Annotated in this window: 15 protein-coding genes; 10 read left to right on the top strand and 5 right to left on the bottom strand. The window is 29.7% G+C overall.

All coding sequences use genetic code 11. The features are described from left to right. Positions 1-401 precede the first annotated feature (401 nt). Positions 402-893 carry a TlpA family protein disulfide reductase gene (locus tag BTO07_RS05565; RefSeq protein ID WP_087520291.1) on the bottom strand — a complete coding sequence of 164 codons (492 nt, stop codon included), beginning with the start codon at positions 891-893 and terminating at the stop codon, positions 402-404. Positions 894-1,520: 627 nt separating this feature from the next. Between BTO07_RS05565 and BTO07_RS05560 the strand changes: the two genes are divergently transcribed. From BTO07_RS05560 to BTO07_RS05540, 5 genes are all read left to right on the top strand, one after another. Further along, entirely contained in the window at positions 1,521-2,957 is a 1,437-nt protein-coding gene (locus tag BTO07_RS05560) for an arginine decarboxylase (protein WP_087520290.1), read from the top strand. A 28-nt stretch (positions 2,958-2,985) separates the two neighbouring features. Next, positions 2,986-3,924 (top strand): agmatinase, encoded by a 939-nt coding sequence (gene speB, locus BTO07_RS05555; RefSeq protein WP_087520289.1) that lies wholly within the window; start codon positions 2,986-2,988, stop codon positions 3,922-3,924. A gap of 6 nt (positions 3,925-3,930) precedes the next feature. Then, positions 3,931-5,475: a carbon-nitrogen hydrolase family protein gene (locus tag BTO07_RS05550; RefSeq protein WP_087520288.1), complete on the top strand. Its 1,545-nt coding sequence runs from the start codon at positions 3,931-3,933 to the stop codon at positions 5,473-5,475. Further along, positions 5,468-6,448 (top strand): deoxyhypusine synthase family protein, encoded by a 981-nt coding sequence (locus BTO07_RS05545; RefSeq protein WP_087520287.1) that lies wholly within the window; start codon positions 5,468-5,470, stop codon positions 6,446-6,448. Before BTO07_RS05550 ends, BTO07_RS05545 begins: the two co-directional genes overlap by 8 nt. A 256-nt stretch (positions 6,449-6,704) precedes the next feature. Continuing rightward, on the top strand, positions 6,705-6,977 hold the full coding sequence (locus tag BTO07_RS05540) for a hypothetical protein (RefSeq protein ID WP_087520286.1): 273 nt from the start codon (positions 6,705-6,707) through the stop codon (positions 6,975-6,977). Positions 6,978-7,128: 151 nt separating this feature from the next. Here BTO07_RS05540 and BTO07_RS05535 read toward each other — a convergent pair whose 3' ends face one another. The 4 genes from BTO07_RS05535 to BTO07_RS05520 form a co-directional block, all read right to left on the bottom strand. Next, positions 7,129-7,596: a hypothetical protein gene (locus BTO07_RS05535; protein ID WP_157663293.1), complete on the bottom strand. Its 468-nt coding sequence runs from the start codon at positions 7,594-7,596 to the stop codon at positions 7,129-7,131. Positions 7,597-7,723: 127 nt separating this feature from the next. Then, entirely contained in the window at positions 7,724-8,248 is a 525-nt protein-coding gene (locus BTO07_RS05530) for a DUF6624 domain-containing protein (RefSeq protein ID WP_087520284.1), read from the bottom strand. Positions 8,249-8,501: 253 nt separating this feature from the next. Beyond that, the gene (locus tag BTO07_RS05525) at positions 8,502-10,217 is read right to left on the bottom strand and encodes an ATP-dependent nuclease (RefSeq protein WP_087520283.1); all 1,716 of its coding nucleotides are present in this window, start codon (positions 10,215-10,217) and stop codon (positions 8,502-8,504) included. Positions 10,218-10,731: 514 nt separating this feature from the next. Next, positions 10,732-11,004: a hypothetical protein gene (locus BTO07_RS05520; protein ID WP_087520282.1), complete on the bottom strand. Its 273-nt coding sequence runs from the start codon at positions 11,002-11,004 to the stop codon at positions 10,732-10,734. Between the two features lie 988 nt (positions 11,005-11,992). On the opposite strand from BTO07_RS05520, the gene BTO07_RS05515 reads away from it, so the two are divergent. From BTO07_RS05515 to BTO07_RS05495, 5 genes are all read left to right on the top strand, one after another. After that, positions 11,993-12,913, top strand: a complete 921-nt coding sequence (locus BTO07_RS05515; RefSeq protein ID WP_087520281.1) for a 1-phosphofructokinase family hexose kinase — start codon at positions 11,993-11,995, stop codon at positions 12,911-12,913. Between the two features lie 785 nt (positions 12,914-13,698). Next, complete coding sequence (locus BTO07_RS05510) at positions 13,699-14,346, top strand: HAD family hydrolase (protein ID WP_087520280.1); 648 nt, start codon at positions 13,699-13,701, stop codon at positions 14,344-14,346. A 274-nt stretch (positions 14,347-14,620) separates the two neighbouring features. After that, on the top strand, positions 14,621-16,027 hold the full coding sequence (gene leuC, locus BTO07_RS05505; RefSeq protein WP_087520279.1) for a 3-isopropylmalate dehydratase large subunit: 1,407 nt from the start codon (positions 14,621-14,623) through the stop codon (positions 16,025-16,027). An 11-nt stretch (positions 16,028-16,038) separates the two neighbouring features. After that, complete coding sequence (gene leuD, locus BTO07_RS05500; protein ID WP_087520278.1) at positions 16,039-16,638, top strand: 3-isopropylmalate dehydratase small subunit; 600 nt, start codon at positions 16,039-16,041, stop codon at positions 16,636-16,638. Between the two features lie 23 nt (positions 16,639-16,661). Then, positions 16,662-18,182 carry an alpha-isopropylmalate synthase regulatory domain-containing protein gene (locus BTO07_RS05495; protein WP_087520277.1) on the top strand — a complete coding sequence of 507 codons (1,521 nt, stop codon included), beginning with the start codon at positions 16,662-16,664 and terminating at the stop codon, positions 18,180-18,182. Positions 18,183-18,236 lie beyond the last annotated feature (54 nt).

The raw sequence follows: 18,236 nt of genomic DNA, 5'->3' as shown, positions 1-18,236 counted from the left end.
CCGTACTTTATTATTTATATACAAATTGGGGAATAATTTGATGGTTAAATTTTATGTAGCAATTTTTATCTAAATTTTTAATCTTTAAAATAATAACGATTAAAAAATAGGTTCAAAAAAAAAGTAATAAAAAATTATGCCCTAAAATTTAAAAAAAGTAAAGTTTTTAGTTTCTTGTAATTAAAAAAAAGTTTCATTTGGATAGTTTTGGTTATTGCAAAAGTAGTGAAAAAATTAACTATTTTTAACTTAAAACAAAAAGGGGGTATTAATACCTGTTTTTAAAACAGCTTTTATACGGTTTGTAATTGATTGTAGGTTAAGTATTTTTAAATAATATTAAAATTAATTAGTAACCATAAAAATTTTTAAAGTCATTTAAAAACTAGTAATAAAACAGGTTATTTATTAGCATTTATAAGACTTTGTATCACTTTAGAAGTAAGTTCTTGGTTATTTAATTGTGGCCAACCTTCCCAGACAACAATACCATCAGGATTAATAATAATACAATGTGGAATCCCTTTAATTTCTAACTCATTACTCGTTCTTCCTTTTGTGTCAATAGCACTATAATATTTAATGGTAGCCTTTTTAAATCTCTTAATCTTAAATTTAGACTCCTTACTAATACCAATAACAACCAAATCTTTTGCAAACTCTTTACTAAAAGCATTCATTTCTGAAATTCCTTTCACACAAGGCCCACACCAAGTTGCCCAAAAATCAATCAAAACAAATTTATCTTTAGTATTGGGTACTTTAGTTAACCATTTTTCTACCACTAAATCTGGTGCTTTTTTATTCATAAAAGACTTTGCCCATAATCGTTTCTCTTGAGCATAAGAAGTCATAAAAAAAAGGCTGATAAATAATAATGTAATTTTTTTCATAGATTTTTAAATATAGTGATTTTTATGTTTTTTTTTGAAAATTGGCTTTTATTAAGTTTTTATACTGCATAAGGTTCTTTTTTAATTCATAATCAGAAAGAATAAAAGAGAGAATTTATAAATACGCAAAGTGTGTTTTTAAAAGTACACACGACTTTATTGGTTAGTTAAAATACGGTTACAAGAAGAAATTGAAAGTCTTTTTAAGAATTAAATTATATATTGACATCTAAAAAGTACATAGTTACCCTCCATAATAGCAGTGTTTTAAAGGAAAAATTAAAAGTAAAAATATTTTCATTTTTTTTTTTGCTTTTGTTTTTTGTATTCAAAAATAATTTACATTTGATTAACTTATTTAAGTCAAATGTTACGTTTTTCTTATTTCGGAAGTAACTCTCAATCGGAGAATGATAGTTACATGGCATTTTGGAAATGCAACGAAAAAATTAAGGTATCTCCATTTTCAATTCTTCAAGAATTGCAGCTTTTCTCAAAGTTGCACGTAGTTTACTTGCAAATATTACAGTGATAACATCCTTTTTATTAGGGTTATAATTTCTATTCTAAAACTTTTTTTTGTTTTAGTTCAGACGGATTTATCGTACAATTAATTTAAAAGTAAAAGTGAACACAAAATATATAGATTTAGTCGAGCAAACGTTCGATTTTCCTCAGGAAGAATTCAAAACAGAAAATAATAAATTGTTTTGGCACGGAATTAATTTAATGGAATTAATAGAAGAATATGGCTCTCCATTAAAATTTACTTATTTGCCAAAAATTTCAGAAAATATCAATAAAGCAAAAGATTGGTTTCAAGAAAGTATCAATAAACATAACTATAAAGGAAAATATTTTTATAGCTATTGTACAAAAAGCTCTCATTTTAAACACATTTTACATGAAGCTTTAAAAAATGATATTCATATAGAAACATCTTCTGCTTTTGACATAGATATTGTAAATAATCTTAAAAAAGAAGGTAAAATAAAAGACGATACGTTTATTATTTGTAACGGATTTAAGCGTGATCAATACATCAAAAATATTGGAGGTTTAATAAACTCTGGTCACAAAAATGTAATTCCGATTATTGATAATTACGAAGAAATAAATCTATTGTTAGATGAAACAGATAAAAAAATAAATGTTGGTATTAGAATCGCTTCAGAAGAAGAACCAAAATTTGAGTTTTACACATCTAGACTTGGTATTGGCTATAAAAACATCGTTTCTTTTTATGAGCGCGAAATAGCTGGTAACAAACAAGTAGATTTAAAAATGCTTCATTTTTTTATCAATACAGGCATCAAAGACAACGCATATTATTGGAACGAATTGATGAAATGTTTAAACGTTTACATCAACCTAAAAAAAGTTTGTCCAACTTTAGATAGTTTAAATATTGGAGGCGGATTTCCTATAAAAAATTCATTGGGTTTTGATTATGATTATCAATATATGATTGATGAAATTATCAACCAAATAAAACAAGCTTGTGATGAAGCAGGAGTAGAGGTGCCAAATATTTTTACAGAGTTCGGAAGCTTTACAGTGGGAGAATCTGGCGCAGCTATTTATGAGATTTTGTATCAAAAGAAACAAAATGACAGAGAACGTTGGAACATGATAAACTCTTCATTTATAACTACTTTACCAGATGCTTGGGCAATTAATAAACGTTTTATTATGCTGCCAATTAATAAATGGAATAAACAATACGAACGTGTTTTATTGGGTGGTTTAACATGTGATAGCGATGATTATTACAACTCAGAGCAACATGTAAACGGAATCTATTTGCCTGTTTTTGAAAAAGAAAAACCATTATATATCGGCTTTTTTAACACAGGTGCGTATCAAGAATCTGTTGGAGGTTTTGGAGGATTACAACACTGTTTAATTCCGCATCCAAAACATTTAATCATAGACAGAGATGAAAACGGAAATATCACAACAAGAATATTTAAAGAGCAACAAAAAAGTAGTGAAATGCTTTCTATCTTAGGATATGGAGAACCAGTTAAAGAAGAAAAAAATACAGTAGCATTAACAAAATAAGAAGTAGTATAATACTTCAATAAATAAAATGGCAACAAATAAAACCTATGCAGGAATTCCACAAGAATATGGAAACCTACCAACATCAAAAATAGTATTAATTCCAGTTCCTTATGATGGAACAAGTACTTGGCAAAAAGGAGCAGATAAAGGGCCACAAGCTTTTTTAGATGCATCAGAAAATATGGAATTGTATGATATTGAAACAGATTCTGAAGTTTATAAAGAAGGGGTGTATTTAGCACATCCAATTTATGAGAATTCTTCGCCAGAGAAAATGGTAGAGAAGGTACATGAGATTACTAAAAAATATATCAACAGAAATAAGTTTGTGACTGTTTTTGGTGGAGAACATTCCGTTTCTATAGGAACTATTAGAGCATTTAATGAATGTTTCAATAATATTTCTGTGTTGCATATAGATGCGCATGCAGATTTAAGAAAAGAATATGAAGGCTCTTCTTGCAATCATGCTTGTGCTGTTTATGAAGCAAATGAAAATACTAATTTAGTACAAGTTGGTATTAGAAGTATGGATGTTTCTGAGAAAAGAGTAATGAATCTTGACAAAGTGTTTTTTGCACATGATATGGCTGTAAATGAAGATTGGATGGATGATGTTTTAGATCAACTTACTGGTAATGTTTTTATTACGTTTGATTTAGATGCGTTAGATCCTTCAATTATGCCAAGTACAGGAACTCCAGAACCAGGAGGTTTATTATACTATGAAACATTAGAATTCTTAAAAAAAGTGTTTACAGAACGTAATGTGGTCGGTTTTGATATGGTTGAACTTTGCCCAAATTCTAAAGAAAAATCTTCAGACTTTTTAGCAGCAAAATTGTATTACAAAATGTTAAGCTATAAATTTTCTTCAAAAATGGAAGATGAAGAAGATTATGATAATTCTAAAGATGCATTTAGCAAATTATCAAAATTTAAAGATAATGACGACGATTTTTAATTTCTGATGAAAATAGAAAATATAGAAAATATTGAATTGCAGTATTTAACAATTCACGATTATCAAGAGTTAAAACAAGCAATGATTGAGGTGTATTCTAATATGCAAAGTACCTATTGGGAAGAATCTCAAATACAATCATTAATTACAAAATTTCCTGAAGGGCAGGTTGTTATAAAAATAAACGGCGAGCTTGCAGGTTGTGCTTTGTCTTTAATGGTAGATTATGATAAGTTTGATGATCATCACACATACAAAGAAATTACAGGAGATTATACGTTTAGTACGCACAGTAATTCTGGAGATGTTTTATACGGAATAGATGTTTTTATAAAACCAGAATTTAGAGGTTTACGTTTAGGACGAAGATTGTATGATTATAGAAAAGAATTGTGTGAAAAATTAAATTTAAGAGGAATCGCCTTTGGAGGAAGAATTCCTAATTATCACAAACATTCAGATTCAATTTCACCTAAAGAATACATAGAAAAGGTAAAACGTAAAGAAATTCATGATCCTGTTTTAAACTTTCAAATCTCTAATGATTTTCATCCCTCAAAAGTGATGAAAGGCTATATAGAAGGAGATGCAGATTCTAATGACTTTGCCGTTTTATTAGAATGGGACAATGTGTATTATAAAAAAGAAACTGTAAAAGCGGTTATAAAGAAAAAAGTAGTTCGTTTAGGTTTAATACAATGGCAAATGCGTTTGTATAAAGATTTAGAAGAATTAATGCAGCAAGCAGAATATTTTGTGGATGCAGTTTCTGCCTATAGATCTGACTTTGCCTTGTTTCCAGAGTTTTTTAATGCGCCTTTAATGGCGGATAATAATCATCTTCCAGAATCTGAGGCAATTAGAGAATTGGCAAAATATACACCAATAATTGTTCAGAAATTTTCTGAGTTGGCAATTACCTATAACATTAATATTATTACAGGTAGTATGCCAGAATTAAAAGATGGTTTGTTGTATAATGTTGGTTATATCTGTAAAAGAGATGGAACCACAGATAGATATGAAAAACTACACGTAACGCCAGATGAAGCTAAAGTTTGGGGAATGCAAGGAGGAAATGAGTTAAAAACCTTTGATACAGATTGTGGTAAAATTGGTGTTTTAATTTGTTACGATTCTGAGTTTCCTGAGTTAAGTAGAATTTTGGCAGAAGAAGGAATGGATATTTTATTTATCCCGTTTTTAACGGATACACAAAACGGATATTCTAGAGTACGACATTGTGCACAAGCAAGGGCTATAGAAAACGAATGTTATGTTGCCATTGCGGGTAGTGTTGGTAATTTACCAAAAGTAAATAATATGGACATTCAGTTTGCGCAATCTATGGTATTTACACCGTGTGATTTTTCTTTTCCTGCAAACGGAATAAAAGCAGAAGCAACCACAAATACAGAAATGATTTTAATTGCTGATGTAGATTTAGACTTATTAAAAGATTTAAATCAATTTGGAAGTGTACGTAACTTAAAAGATAGAAGAACAGATCTTTTTGAATTAAAAAAGATAAATAAAATTAAAAATGATTAATACAAATACAAAACCAATTTCAGAATTTATAGAAAAATACTTTTTACACTTTAATGCAGCAGCTTTAGTAGATGCAGCAAAAGGGTACGAAGCACAATTAAACAAAGGTTCTAAAATGTTAGTTTCTTTAGCAGGAGCAATGAGTACTGCTGAATTAGGGAAAATTTTTGCAGAAATGATTCGTAAAGATAAAGTGCAAATTATTTCTTGTACAGGCGCAAACTTAGAAGAAGATATTATGAATTTGGTAGCACATTCTCACTACAAACGGGTTCCTAATTATAGAGATTTAACGCCTCAAGATGAGTGGGATTTATTAGAAAAAGGACTAAATAGAGTTACAGATACGTGCATACCAGAAGAAGAAGCGTTTAGACGTTTGCAAAAACATATTGTAAAAATATGGAAAGATGCAGAAGCTAAAGGAGAACGTTATTTACCTCATGAATACATGTATAAATTATTACTTTCTGGCGTTTTAGAAGAGTATTATGAAATAGATATTAAAGATTCTTGGATGTATGCTGCTGCAGAAAAAAACTTGCCAATTATTTGTCCTGGTTGGGAAGATTCTACAATGGGTAACATTTTTGCTTCGTATGTTTTAAAAGGAGAATTAAAAGCAAGTACTGTAAAATCTGGAATTGAATACATGACATTTTTAGCAGATTGGTATACAGATAATTCAGAAAACGGAATTGGATTTTTTCAAATAGGAGGAGGAATTGCAGGAGATTTCCCTATCTGTGTGGTACCAATGTTATACCAAGATATGGAAAAACCAGAAACTCCTTTTTGGAGCTATTTCTGTCAGATTTCAGATTCTACAACCAGTTATGGATCGTATTCTGGAGCTGTACCAAATGAGAAAATTACTTGGGGTAAATTAGATATTGATACGCCTAAGTTTATTATAGAAAGTGATGCAACGATTGTTGCTCCATTAATATTTGCTTATTTATTAGAAATGTAGCATCGCAGATGTTTTTATTATAAAAGCTGAATTGCTAATTTTTAACTTATAATTAAAAAATCACAAAAAATGTCTTAGAAAGGCAGATGAGATATTTTTAGGCGATTGAGGAATCTTAATAGAGATTTCTCTTCGCTCATTCTTTTCTCATTAGAAATAACAAGTTGAATATTAATTTTAAAGCGGAGTGTTATTCCGAAATGAGTCTTTTTTGACGATTGAGGAATCTCATACTAATTGAATAAATTATTATAAAATGAAAAGAGTAATCGTAGAGTACGCAAAGTTAACCACTGATATATTAGATATGTTGGTAGATAAATATCCTGATGGATATGATTATAGCGATATTATTTCCTTTAAAAATGCCAAAGGAGAAACCATAAAAGCGGTTGAGGTTAAAACTGAAGACACCGTGTATTTAGTTAAAATTAGTTCTAAGTTAGAACAAGTTATGGAAGATTATGTAGAAGATGAAGATTCTTTTGATGACAATGATGATTTTGATGTAAATGATTTAGAAGATTAACTTTAAGTAATGAAAAAGCTCGGAAATTATTCCGAGCTTTTATTTTGATAACTTCAGAAAGATATGTGTTGTTTTAATTTCTTAGAATCGACGTTTATTGAAGTTAGGTTTTATTAAATTGATCAATTGTTTAAAAGCGAAATTTACTTTTTTATTTCGTTATACGTTCCCATTCTTTTTCAATCTTATTTAGTTTCAATAAAAAAGGTATTAATAATGCTAGTTCAAGTCTAATTTGGATATTAAAGCCATCATTTAAGTATGGTAAAATCAGCATTGAAATTGCGCAAATTATGATGCCGACGATTGCATCTATTTTTCCAAGTTTAATTGCAAAATCTTTTTCAAACCAAAGAGAAAATGCGGTAATTCCTTTTAAGATTCCAACTGTAATTACTAACATTCCGATAACTGAAAAAGGTTCGTTAGTTTCAAACCCATAAAATGCTAAAGATGGTTTTATATTAGTAAAGCCAAGGAGTAAGCAAACAAAAGCTAGAAGACCAAAAATCATAAATATCCAGCAAAATACTTTTATCCACCAAGGAAGCAATTTTTTCCTTCTTTTATTCGTTTCAAATTCATCAAATGAGTTTTCATTTATGTTGTTTTCGTTCATCGTTTTTTGAGTCTTTTGTAATAACTTGAATGTTGTTATGTTATGGGTAATAGGAGAGAATAAAAAAGCTACTACTTTGATTAAGTTAAAATTAAGCGTTTTTTTACACGTCTTAAGTGTCGTGGTTTTAATTCGGATTAAACTCAATGTTGAAATGAGTCTTTAAATAATCCTCTATTGTTCCCATTCCCATTTCCTTTCTTCTTTCGTTTACAGTTTCAGGATTTTCTAACTTATACAATTTACCGTTTTTTATCTGTGAACCATATATTTGAGGTTCACCTTCATCCATTAAGATTCTATCTTTCATCAATGCATATTGCTGTTTAGATAAATCTCCATTTTTTACAGCTTTCTCTATCTGAGGAAAATACTTTTTTCTATGCTTTTCAGTAGTATGTTGTAGCCCTAACCATATTGCAGTCATATGTTTTTGAGTTACTTCCTTTAATGTTGGCATACCACACTTTTCAATAATGCTAATTACTAATTCTTGATTCTTGTGATCTTCTTTAGCGTATTTTATGAGTTTATTTGACTTTCTAATCCTTTGATCACTTTCATAAACTTCGTTTAAAATTTGACGTTTTTTACTACAATCTACTTCAATAATATTTACTGACCCTACATAGACAAATTTATCTCTATTCATATAAAGGAATATTGATATCATTAAAACAAGAGCGGTTAATATGCTAAAGAATATTTTTCTTTTTTTCATTTCTATTTTTTAAAAATATTAAATTCAGAGTGATTTTTTTAGCTTTTACCCAACGTTTTGTATATGATTTGTTGCGTGGTTAAGCACGTAATTTAGCAAATAAAAACCGAATAGAAAATCCGCGAGGATTTTCGTAAGTAGGCTAGAACTAGCAATAAATTATATACGGTGTTGTAGTGCGTTTTTATTTCGTTATTTCCTTAAATCTCTTTATTAATCTCTTATATGAATTCGGTAAATTTTGATGTGGTAAATTTGTAATAACATACAAAAGCAATTCTAATTTCTTTAAGCCACCTTCAAAGTTTGTTAAAAGGTTATTTGTATTTCTATCTGCTTGTGGAATATTTAGTTTTTGAAAAATTAGATTTTTGGCAGTTGTTGAAGCAACTAAATCCATTTCCATATTATATTTCATACATAGTACGTCAAATTCCAAAGTTAAATCAAGTGCGCGACTATGATTTGATGTTAATAAACCTTCAATCTGTGTTCTTTTAGTTTGATTGTTTAAAATCTCAGAAATTAATGTCTCTGTCTTAAATGTATTTTTATAGTTGAAAAAACCATTTGCATAACGACTATTTGCTTTACTTCCATTTTGATAGTCAAAGAAAAAATCTTTGTCAATTATCATTGTTTTGGGAATCTTTAAATCTCTTAAAAGATAAAAAGCGTATTTTAAAGAAGATATTCCACTAAGTTCAAGAACAGAAATTCCGTTTCTTTCAATGATAACATCTTTTAATTTAAGAAGGTTTCTGAAAACTTCAGAATCAGTAGGGCTTTCAGTTACAATTACGTGATTAGCAAAAAAGAATTCTGAATTTCTAAATTTGTGAAATTTATCATATTGTAAAGTATGTAAATTGTAATTCGACCAAAACTGAGAATTTAATTGATGTATTGTAGTTTTAAAACTTCTTTTTTCATCTTTCTCCTTTCTTACTAATACAATTTTTGTGTGGTCTAATTCATCTATTAATACAGTTGAGTGAGTTGTGAAAATTAATTGTAAATCATTATTATCTGTTTCATCTAAAAGTGCAAAAATTAATTCTTTTTGTGCTTGAGGATGAAGATTTATTTCGGGTTCTTCAATTCCAATTATAAAATTAGTGTGATTTAATTTGGCTAAATATCTATAAATTGAAATAGCAACTAAACTTTGTATTCCACTTCCACATTCTTCAAGTTTGAAGTTTTGTCCTTCTTCAACTATTTTTATGGCAAGGTCATTAATAAAAAGTTCATAATTTAAAGGAAATCGACTGTCAATTTCTAAACTAAAACCTTTCTTAGCAAGATACATATCTTCAATTCCTTTAGAGACTTTACTAAGAGCATTCTTTTTGAAATACTTAAAAGCATCTTTAACTTTAGGGCTTAATGTATCTCTTTTGGCTGTATGATTTGTGAAAAAGTTGTCTAAAAGTCTTTTAAGAATTGTTATTTCATCTTGACCTTTATGTTTTGCTCCTCTTTCAGTTGGTATTAAAACGAATTGGACATCTATAAATAGTTCTTTTACAAAATCTTCACTTGCTATTTGAAAACTTCCATTGTTTTTTACTGAATATTCTAATCTATTTCGTTGCTTATTAAATTCTTGTTTAATACATATTTCTCCATTGTTAGAGAAAGTATTATAAATTGCTTTATTTGGTACAGATTCAAAGTCAATTATAATTCTGGGAACTGCTCTTGTAGGTGAGTACAAGTTAGTTCCGTTTATAAAATTGTGAATTTCAATATCTGGGTTAAAAAATGAATTAAGTGCGCGCATTAACGCAGACTTTCCCGAATTATTTTGTCCGACAATTCCAGTTATTTGATTAAAATGAAATTTTCCATTTTCTACTGACCGAAATTTTGATATGTGAATGTCCTTTATTTTCATCGTTTCTCAAATGCACTACAACTAGCTTATATACATACTTTAATTACTCATATTCTCCATCTACAGGAAAATATGAATATAATATCATTTATTTTGTGGAAATTCTTTCATAGCAAAAAGGAAGAATTTGTCTCTATAAAGATAGTAAAATAAAGAGTTTGTTAAAGATTAACTTATCAACAACAACGGTTTATAAGTTATAGGTTTTGTTGTCTAAAGAAAAGATTGTTTCAGTAGCTGTCAATGGAAAAGAATAAAGAATACTAAAAAGCACGTTTGTGTTTTTTATTAAAGGTTTAATGATGTGTAGTAATTATGTACTAAACACGTCTACATTTTATGAATGTTTGTGCTGTTTTTACTTTAGCATATATCAATAGAAAAGATAGACCGCAAAAGTGAAACATATTTTCATTTTAAGGAATCTTAAAAAAGGATGCTAAAGCAATCACAATAAGGTAAATTAAAAAACTCCTTTTAAAGTTTAAATAACTTCAAAGGAGTTTTATGGTTTTTAATTCAAGAAAAGGTCTAACTCCTCTGAGTTCGTTTTATCAGAAAATTCTTTAATCTTAAAGGTTAATTTTTTTAGCTTAGTTTGCACTAAAGGATCTATTTCAGATTCGGGAGTTTTGTTTAATAACTCTTTTATTTCAAGCTGTCTTTTTAATATAGATCGAAGATATATTTTGTTTAGAGAAACTTTCTTATTAATTTCTATTAATAAAAGTCCAACATTAACAGTTACTAAAGAGTCTTGATCTTTCACTTTCTTTTTTGCGCTCATTTTATATTTGTTTTAAATGTTTATAATTCAGGTTATTAATGAGTGGTTAAAGCAGGCTAGTTTGCATACATATTTTTTATTATTCAAATCTTCCATATATAGGAAAATATGATAACAATATAATTTCTTAGTAGAAATTCGTTTATTGCAAAAAGAAAGAGTTGGTGGTACATAAAGATAGTAAAATAAACGGTTTTTTAAAAAGTTTTTTAAAGATTATTTTATCAACAAACAACGGTTTATAAGTTGTTGGTTTTGTTACCTAAAGAAAAGATTGCTTCGTTACTGAATCAAGTTCAGCATAAACCCTTGTAATGACGAAATAAACTTCCTGCGCTAACCCGACATACTTATACTTTTCTAAAAATTCAATTTTTACGGAATGGCAAGTATCCAAAGCTTGTCCTCAACTCGATTGTGCTGAACTTGTTTCAGTATTCATCAATGGAAAAGAAAAAAGAATAAAAGCACGTCTACATTTTTATTAAAGGTTTAATGCTTTATAGTAGTTCTGTTCTAAACCCGACCTACTTTTATTATTCGTAAAAATTCAATTTTTATGGAATGGCAAGTGTCCAAAGAGCTTTTGCGGTCTGGACACGGGAATGAAATAAAAAGTAGAATTTGAGAATAATAAAATAAGTCTAGATTTTTGGTTCTTTTCATCAATGGAAAAGAATAAAGAATAAAAGCACGTCTACATTTTTATTAAAGGTTTAATGTTTTATATAAGTTCTATACTAAACCCGACCTACTTTTATTATTCGTAATAATTCAATTTTTACGGAAGGGCAAGTATCCAAAGCTTGTCCTCAACTATTTTGTGCTGAACTTGTTTCAGCAGCAGTCATTGGAAAAGAATAAAGAATAATAAAAAACACGACTATATTTTTATTAAAAGTTTGTGTAAAATTTGATTCAATATTCATCAATCAAAAAGAAAATAAGATAAATTCAAACTATCTTTACAATACAAATTAAAAGAAAAATGAAAGTAGTTACACTTACCATCAATCCTGCTTTAGACAAAAGCGCTACAGTAAAAGAAATGATACCTTTTGATAAGTTAGAATGCGATGATATTACGTATCATCCAGGAGGTGGGGGAATTAATATTTCGAGAGTTTTACACAGATTAGCAATAGAAAGTCATTGTGTGTTTCCTTATGGAGGTAAAACTGGTGAACATTTAAAAGAATTGTTACAAGAGCAACATATAGAAGTGTATGCAACACCAATTTCTATTTGGACACGAGAAAATTTTGCGATTTTTAATACAGCAACAGGTTTACAATACAGGTTTGGAATGCCAACAGATTCGTTTTCTGAAAGCGAAATGAAACAATTAGAAGCCTTGGTAAATGAGCAAGTTGCCGATGGAGATATTTTTGTAATTAGCGGAAGTTTGCCAAAAGGATTGCCTGTAAATTATTATTCTAAAATAATAAAACAATTAACTGCTAAAGGAGTAAAAGTAATTGTAGATACTTCTGGACCGGTGTTTAACGAAGTATTAAAAAACGAGTTGTTTTTAATAAAACCAAATCAAAAAGAATTGGCACGTTTAGCAGGCGTAGAAAGTCAAACAAAAGAAGAACAAGAAGCTTTTGCTTTAAAAATGGTTGCTGATAATATTGCACAATATGTAGTTGTTTCTTTAGGAAAAGATGGCGCATTTATAGCGCACAAAAACGGCGTAGATTATGTTGAAGCACCTGTAATTTCTGTAAAAAGTACCATTGGAGCAGGAGATAGTATGGTTGCAGGTTTAATTTACGGAATTGTAAAAAATGAAACTCCAAAAAATATGTTACGTTGGGGAGTTGCTTGTGGTGTTTCGGCTACTTTAAGCGAAGGATCAGATTTAGCACACAAGCACAATATAGATGCTGTTTTAAAACAATTGTAATTGTCATTGCGAGGAAACGAAGCAATCTCCTTAAAATTAAAACTAAAATAATAGTTTGTCATTCCCGTGAAAACGGGAATCCATACAAATCTAATAAACGAGTAAGTAATAAGATTGCTTACTCGTTTCTTATTTATAATGAAGTTTTTAAATTTTGATTGAAAGATTAATTATTAGGAAACTTCTGCACTAAACCCGACCTATTTTTATTATTCGTAGGAATTCAATTTTTATGCAATAAAAAGTAGCATTTCAGAAAAATAAATAAGTCTAGATTTTTGGTGAAGCTTGTGCTTAACTTGATTCAGTATTCATCAATGGAAAAGAATAAAGAATAATAAAAAACAGATCTACATTTTTTTTAAAGCTTTATTGATGTGTAGTATTTCTGTACTAAACCCGACATACTTTTACTATTCGTAATAATTCAATTTTTGATGGAATGGCAAGTGTCCAAAGAGCTTTTGCGGTCTGGACACGGGAATGAAATAAAAAGTAGAATTTCAGAATAATAAAATAAGTCTAGATTTTTGGTTCTTTTCATCAATGGAAAAGAATAAAGAGAAATAAAACACGTCTACATTTTTATTAAAGTTCATACTTAATTTGATTCAGTATTTATCAATAGAAAAGATAGATCGAAAAGTAATAAATATCTACTTCTTATTGATACTTAAGAAAGCTTTCTAAAGCAACTATAATTAGAAAAATTAAATAGATTAAATACCTCAAAACAAGAATAATTTTTAGATTTGTAATGCGTATAATGCAAAACAAAATAGAATATGTTTAAAGGAGTAATTTTTGATTTAGATGGTACACTTGTAAATTCTTTAGAAGATTTAACAAGCGCAATAAATGTAGTATTAAAACAACATAGTTTTCCTACACATAGTGTTGCAGCTTGTCAGAGTTTTATAGGGCATGGACTTAGAGATCTTGTTGTTAAGTCTTTGCCTAAAGAGTATCAAAATGAAGAATGGGTGAATCGTTGTTTTAATGAAATGATGGTAGAATATCGTGTTAACTGTACCGTAAAAACCAAAATGTACGATGGTATTAGTGATTTATTAGATGAGTTAACGGCACGTGGATTAAAATTGGCAGTATTTTCTAATAAGGCAGATGAATTAACCAAGAAAGTAGTAAAAGAGGTAATGCCTAAATGGAATTTTGAAGTTGTTGCTGGTTTAAAAATAGAAGCGCTAAAAAAACCAAATCCTACAGTTGCATTAGAAATTAGTGAAAAGACAGCAATAGCTGTAGAAGACTTCATTTTTGTTGGTGATACAGATGTAGATATGATAACAGCTAAAAGTGCAGGTATGCATCCAATAGGAGTCGTTTGGGGTTACAGAACAAAAGAAGAGTTAACTGCTAGTGGCGCAAAATTCATTTTAGAAACTCCGTTAGATTTAATCAAAGCTTTATAAGTAAAGTAAGGTAAATTTCAAAAATTATAGAGAGACTTCATCGTAAAACTGATTTCTTAAGTAAGATAAAAAATACTGTTTTTATAAAATAATAATACTTCATAAAATTAATAGACATCGTATTTTTTTGTAAGTTAATTAATTGTATATCAATACAATAAGAATGTGTTTGAGAGTTGGGTATAATGTATCGAAACGCTTTTAGTCTAATGCAACTCTATAAAATCTTATTTTTGGTAACTGATTATAATTTGAATAATTAAAGAATATAAAAATGGCAAATACATTATTTGACAAAGTATGGGATTCACACGTTGTTCGTCAGGTTAAAGACGGACCAGATGTGTTTTTTATAGACCGTCATTTTATCCACGAAGTTACAAGCCCTGTAGCTTTTTTAGGATTAGAAAGTAGAGGAAACAGTGTTGTATATCCTGCACGTACATTCGCAACGGCAGATCACAACACACCAACAATAAATCAACATTTACCTGTAGCAGATCCTTTATCTGCAAATCAGTTAGATGCTTTAGAAAACAACGCTGCTAAACACGGTATTTCACACTGGGGTTTAGGAGATGTAAATAACGGAATTGTACACGTTGTTGGTCCAGAAAACGGAATTACGTTACCTGGAGCTACAATTGTTTGTGGAGATTCTCATACATCTACTCATGGTGCTTTTGGTGCTATTGCTTTTGGTATCGGTACTTCTGAAGTAGAAATGGTATTGTCTACACAATGTATCATGCAAATGAAACCTAAAAGTATGCGTATTAACGTAAACGGAAAATTAGGTTTAGGTGTAACGCCTAAAGATGTTGCTTTATACATTATTGCAAAACAAACTACTTCTGGTGCAACTGGATATTTTGTTGAATATGCAGGTGATGTTTTTAAAGACATGTCTATGGAAGGTCGTATGACTGTGTGTAACTTATCTATTGAGATGGGAGCACGTGGAGGTATGATTGCTCCAGATAGTAAAACTTACGAATATTTAGAAGGTCGTGCTCAAACTCCTAAGGGAGCAGATTGGGACACCGCAATGAAATATTGGGAAACTCTTTATACAGAAGAAGGAGCAGAATTTGATGTAGAATTTAATTACGAAGCATCAGATATTGAACCAATGATTACGTATGGAACAAACCCAGGAATGGGAATGGGCGTAACAAAATCGATTCCTACTGCAGAAAGTTTAGAAGGTGGAGTAGATACTTACAGAAAATCTTTAGGATATATGTCTTTTAATGAAGGAGATTCTATGATTGGTAAACCTATTGACTTTGTATTTTTAGGTTCATGTACAAACGGACGTATAGAAGATTTTAGAGGATTTTGTTCTATTGTAAAAGGAAGACAAAAAGCTGCTAATGTTACAGCATGGTTAGTTCCAGGATCTCATAAAGTAGTAGATCAAATAAAAGCAGAAGGTTTAGATAAGATTATTACAGACGCAGGTTTTGTTTTAAGAGAACCAGGTTGTTCGGCTTGTTTGGCAATGAATGATGATAAAATTCCAGCAGGAAAATTATCTGTTTCAACATCAAACAGAAACTTCGAAGGAAGACAAGGACCAGGATCTAGAACATTATTAGCATCACCTTTAGTTGCTGCAGCATCTGCAGTAGAAGGAGTTGTTACAGATCCTAGAACAATTTTAAATCCTAACGCTTAATTATAAAAAACATGGCTTACGATAAATTTGACGTACTAACAAGTACAGCATATCCTTTACCTACAGAGAATGTAGATACAGATCAAATAATTCCTGCTCGTTTCTTAAAAGCAACTGAGCGTAAAGATTTTGATATTAACTTTTTCCGTGATTGGAGATTTGAACAAGATGGAACGCCAAAAGCAGATTTTCCTTTAAACAAAGAAATTTATGCAGGTTCTAAAATATTAGTTGGAGGTAGAAACTTTGGTTCTGGTTCTTCTAGAGAGCACGCAGCTTGGTCTGTGTACGATTTTGGATTACGTTGTGTAATTTCATCAGCATTTGCAGATATCTTTAAAAATAACTGTTTAAACGTTGGGGTTTTACCTGTACAAGTTTCAGCTGAATTTGCAGATACTTTATTTGCAGCAATTATGGCAGACGCTAAAACAGAAATTAAAGTTGATTTACCAAACCAAACTGTAACTTTAGTTGCAACTGGTGAGTCTGAATCTTTTGTAATTAATACTTACAAAAAAGACAATATGTTAAACGGTTTTGATGATATTGATTATTTAAAAAACATCGAAGACGAGATTACTGCTTTTGCTAAAACAAGACCATTTTAAAAAATATTTTTTAAGATTGCAATATGGCAAGAAGAAAGATTGAAATAATGGATACGACACTGCGTGATGGAGAGCAAACATCAGGAGTGTCGTTTTCAGTTTCTGAAAAATTAACAATCGCAAAATTATTACTTGAAGAATTAAAGGTAGATCGTCTAGAAATAGCATCTGCAAGAGTTTCTGAAGGAGAATTACAAGCCGTTAAAAAAATAACTTCTTGGGCTATTGAACATGATTTTTTAGACAAAATAGAAGTGTTAACTTTTGTTGATGGAGGAAAATCTATAGATTGGATGATTGATGCTGGCGCTAAAGTTCAGAATTTATTAACCAAAGGTTCTTTAAATCACTTAACACATCAACTTAAAAAAACACCAACACAACATTTTGAAGATGTAAAAGCTACTATTGATTTAGCAGCAAAGCATGATATTAAAACCAATGTGTATTTAGAAGATTGGTCTAACGGAATGCGAAATTCAAAAGCCTATGTTTTTGAATATTTAGATTTCTTAACTTCTCAAAATGTAGAACGTGTTTTATTACCAGATACTTTAGGAGTTTTAACTCCTGAAGAAACGGCGAATTTTATTACTGAAGTTCGTGAGAAATACCCAACAACTCATTTCGATTTTCATGGTCATAATGATTATGATTTAGGAGTTGCCAATGTTATGGAAGCTGTAAAAGCAGGTGCAAACGGTTTGCATTTAACCATAAATGGGATGGGAGAGCGTGCTGGAAACGCACCAATGGCAAGTGTAATTGCAGTAATCAACGATTTTTTAAAAGAGATTGAAATTTCTGTAAATGAAACTGCTTTAAATAAAGTAAGTAAATTGGTAGAAACATTTTCAGGATTTAGAATTCCTGTAAATAAGCCAGTTGTTGGCGCAAATGTTTTTACACAAACTGCAGGGATTCATGCCGATGGAGATAATAAAAACAATCTCTATTTTAATGATTTAATGCCTGAGCGTTTTGGAAGAAAACGTAAATATGCTTTAGGAAAAACATCTGGGAAAGCAAATATTCAAAAGAACTTACAAGATTTAGGTCTAAGTTTAAATGATGAAGAGCTTAAGAAAGTTACCCAAAGAATCATTGAATTAGGAGACAAAAAAGAAGTCGTTTCTCAAGAGGATTTACCTTATATAATTTCTGATGTTTTAGATAGTGAAACTATTGAAAGACGTGTAGTTGTAGAAAACTACGTTTTAGGTCATGCTAAAGGAATGAAACCATCAACAACTTTACAATTAAAAGTTGAAGGAGTACTATATGAAGCACACGCACAAGGAGATGGGCAATTTGATGCTTTTATGAATGCGTTGCGTAAATTATATAAAAGACATAGTAAAAGAGATTTACCTGCTTTAATAGATTACGCAGTAAGAATACCACCAGGAAGTAATTCAGACGCTTTGTGTGAAACAATTATTACTTGGAAATTAGAAGAAAAAGAATTTTTAACACGTGGTTTAGATTTAGATCAAACAGTATCTGCAATTAAAGCCACAGAGAAAATGCTTAATATTATTTAAAAATTAAACATTAAAAGATTTAATAATTGAATCTTTTAATCATTCAATAAACAA

This window comes from Polaribacter sp. SA4-12 (genome assembly GCF_002163675.1).
Lineage (GTDB): Bacteria > Bacteroidota > Bacteroidia > Flavobacteriales > Flavobacteriaceae > Polaribacter.
The sequence above is the reverse complement of the archived record's forward strand: the minus strand, read 5'-3'. Positions and strand labels throughout refer to the sequence as shown.